This window comes from Streptomyces recifensis (assembly GCF_002154615.1).
GTDB classification, from domain to species: Bacteria; Actinomycetota; Actinomycetes; order Streptomycetales; family Streptomycetaceae; genus Streptomyces; species Streptomyces griseoluteus.
Genome location: NZ_MUNH01000788.1, coordinates 1 through 3302, shown reverse-complemented (window position 1 = coordinate 3302; position 3302 = coordinate 1). Strand labels below are relative to the sequence as shown.

The following is a 3302-nucleotide window of genomic DNA, read 5'->3' as shown; positions in this document are numbered from 1 at the left end:
GGAGCGCCCCGGACGGCTGCCGGACGCGGAACTCCAGCTCCCGCTCGTCCAGCGACATGTGGTCGGGCTCCACCACCGACATCAGCGCGGGCAGGTCCTCGGGCACAGTGAGCCCGAGCAGCGTCTCCACCTTGCCGTCGAATTCGTCGCGCCCTATGCCGAAGAGCCGCAGTATCTCGTCGCCGACCTCCACGCGCCCGGTGTCCATGGCGAGGCTGAAGGCGTCCGGGGCCGGCTCGTGGGAGTCGGCCGGGCCGGGCTCCGGGACGGCGACGGCGCGGGCGATGAGTTCCAGCGCGGCCCTCTCCCCCGCGGCGAACCCCTCGGGCTGTTCCGCGACCGCCAGCAGCGAGCCGCTCCCCGGCCCGGCGAGGGGCAGGGCGGCAAGCGAGAAGTCGGACGCCGGGGTACGGCGGCCCTCGGCGCGGTCGGCCACTTCGCGGGGGCCGAGCCAGAGGGGACGGCCCGTGCGGTGGGCCTCGGCGACCGGGGCGCCGCCGTCGGCGGGGTAGCCGTCGCGCAGGCCGTACAGCGAGCCGGGCAGTCCGACGGACTCGGCCAGGCACAGCACGGCGGGGTCGTCACCGGGGGCGTACACGCCGGCGAACGAGGCACCGGCGAGGACGAGGGCCTGTTCCAGGACGCGGCGGAGCCGGTCGGAGGAGGCGGGCGCGGCCATGAGTGTGGCGAGGACGTGCTCGGCACGCCCGGCTCCCGTCCTGCGCACCGCAGCACCCTCACTCGCCACGTTCGCCATTACAGCGCGTGCGGGCGCGTGGCGCAGCCCCTGTGCACCGACCACGCGCGGTTTTTCCCTACCGCGCGATTGACCCGAAAGCCGCGTGCACCCGCGTATCGGCCTTTTCCGCCGCCCGGCATGCGCGATGCCGGGAGGGGGTACTCGGCGTACTTCCACAAGTGGGAGCCGTCCGCGGTCCGGGGCGTGAGTGCCGTACGAGGAGGTGGTCGGCGTGTCCGACACGCCGGACTCCGCTCGGGAGACCCCGGGGGCGGGGCGGCCTCCGCTGTCGATCGCCCTGGCCGCGATGATGGAGGACGTGGGCGCGCACTCGGGCGCGGTCTACCTGCTGCGGCCCGATGTGCCGGTGCTGGAGATGGCGGTGATGGCGGGCCTGCCCAGGGCGTTCGCCGCGCCGTGGGAGCGGGTCGGGGTCAGCGCGCCGATCCCGGTCGCGCAGGCCGTGCGGCAGCGGCGGCCGGTGTGGGTCGGCGGCGGCGAGGAGATGGCGCGCCGCTTCCCGCGCATCGCGGTGGTGCTGCCGTATCCCTTCGCACTGGCGGCGCTGCCGCTGGCCATGGACGACGTCGTGCTCGGCTCGGTGTTCGTGACCTGGCCGGCCGGGCACGGCCCCGAGCTGAGCGAGCGGGAGCGGACACTGCTGGCGGCGGGGTGCGAGCGGCTGACCCGGGTGCTGGCGCGGGCGTCGGCCGAGAACCTGCCGCTGGGCTCCGAGCGGGATCTGGTGGCGACCCCGGACGCGGCCGTCGTCGACACGCTGGGGCCGGTGGAGGCGGCGCGGATGGTGGCCCGGCTGCCGTACGGGCTGGTGTCGCTCGACCTGAACGGCCGGATCGGGCACGTCAACGCGGCCGCCGCCGAACTGCTCGGCCGTCCCGCGGCCGAACTGCTCGGCACGCTGCCCTGGGTGTCGGTTCCGTGGCTCAACGACCCACTGTACGAGGACCGTTACCGGGCCGCGCTGATCAGCCGCCGTCCGGCCTCCTTCGTGGCGCTGCGGCCGCCCGGCCACTGGCTGTCCTTCCGGCTCTATCCGGGCAGCACCGGGGTGAGCGTGCGCATCACGCGCGTCCGGGTGCTGACCGAGCGCACGGGCGTGCCGGCCGGGGCCCGGCCGCACCGGCTGGTGACGATCTCGCGGCTGCTGAGCCTGACGGGGGCGCTGACCGAGGCGGTGGCGGTGGACGATCTCGTCCAACTGGTCGCGGACGAGGTGGGTCCGGCGGTCGGCAGTCATGCGCTGATGCTGCTCGCCGCCGAGGAGGGACGGATGCGGGTGCTCGGGCACCGCGGCTATGCGGACGAGCGGGTGGCCGGGTGGTTCGACGGGATGCCACTGAGCGAACGCACCCCCGGCACCCAGGCGTTGAGCACGGGAGTGCCCGCGTTCTTCGAGTCGCTGGAGCAGTTGGAGCGGCTGTATCCCGTGCGACGCGAGTCCCGTGACGGCTTCGCGGCCTGGGCCTTCCTGCCGCTGGTCGCGTCCGGGCGCCGGGTGGGGACGTGTGTGCTGGCGTACGCGGAGCCGCGCTCCTTCCCCGCCGAGGAGCGGGCGGTGCTGACCAGCCTCGGCGGGCTGATCGCCCAGGCGCTGGAACGGACGATGCTGTACGACGCCAAGCACCGGCTGGCGCACGGGCTCCAGGAGGCGCTGCTGCCGCACTCGCTGTCCCCGCCGCCCGGCATCGAGGCGGCCGCGCGCTATCTCCCGGCGACGCGGGGCATGGACATCGGCGGCGACTTCTACGACCTGGTGCCGACCCGGCCGCGGGCGTCCGCGGTGATCGGCGACGTCCAGGGGCACAACGTGACGGCGGCGGCCCTGATGGGCCAGATCCGCACCGGTGTCCGCGCGTACAGCACGGTGGGGCAGGCGCCGGGCGAGGTGATGGGCAGCATCAACCGGCTGCTGATCGACCTCGGTACCGAGTTGTTCGCCAGTTGCCTCTATCTCCGCCTCGACCCCGCGCACGGCCGGGCCGTCATGGCACGGGCCGGTCATCCGCCGCCGCTGCTCAGACGCCCGGACGGGCGGGTACGGGTGCTGGACCTGGCCGGGGGCCCCCTGCTCGGCATCGACTCGGAAGCGGCGTACCCGACGACGGAGGTGCCGATGGCGCCGGGCTCGGTGCTCGCCCTTTACACGGACGGACTGGTGGAGTCGCCCGGTGTGGACATCGAGGACGCGCTGATCGACCTGGGCGCGTTGTTCTCCGAGGCGGGCGACGGTCCGCTGGAGGAGCTGGCGGACGCACTGGTCCGGCACGGCACCGCGGGGCGGGACCGGGTGGACGACGTGGCGGTGCTGTTGCTCCGGGCGCGGAACGGGAGTTGAGCGTCCGGTGCGCGAAGGGTCCGGCCCTTCCGCCGAAGGGCCGGACCCGGTGCGTCAGTTGGCGGAGGTTCCGCCCTGCTGACGGTTGCGGTGGTGATGCTTGGCGCCCTGCTCCTGAGCGGCACCCGCACCCGCACCGGCCTGGTCGTCGGCGCCGCCGATCTGGTCGCCGCCCGCCTGGTCACCGGCACCGGCCTGGTCGCCCGC

Annotated in this window: 2 protein-coding genes; one reads left to right on the top strand and one right to left on the bottom strand. The window is 74.7% G+C overall.

Going from position 1 to position 3302, the window contains the following annotated elements; translation table 11 throughout:
* The coding region (locus tag CCN33_RS29720) for a PAS domain-containing protein (RefSeq protein WP_140394758.1) at nucleotides 1–727 on the bottom strand (727 nt) is incomplete at its 3' end.
* 235 nt (nucleotides 728–962) lie between these two features.
* Here CCN33_RS29720 and CCN33_RS29715 point away from each other — a divergent pair.
* The gene (locus CCN33_RS29715; protein ID WP_425275878.1) at nucleotides 963–3095 is read left to right on the top strand and encodes a SpoIIE family protein phosphatase; all 2133 of its coding nucleotides are present in this window, start codon (nucleotides 963–965) and stop codon (nucleotides 3093–3095) included.
* Nucleotides 3096–3302: the final 207 nt, after the last annotated feature.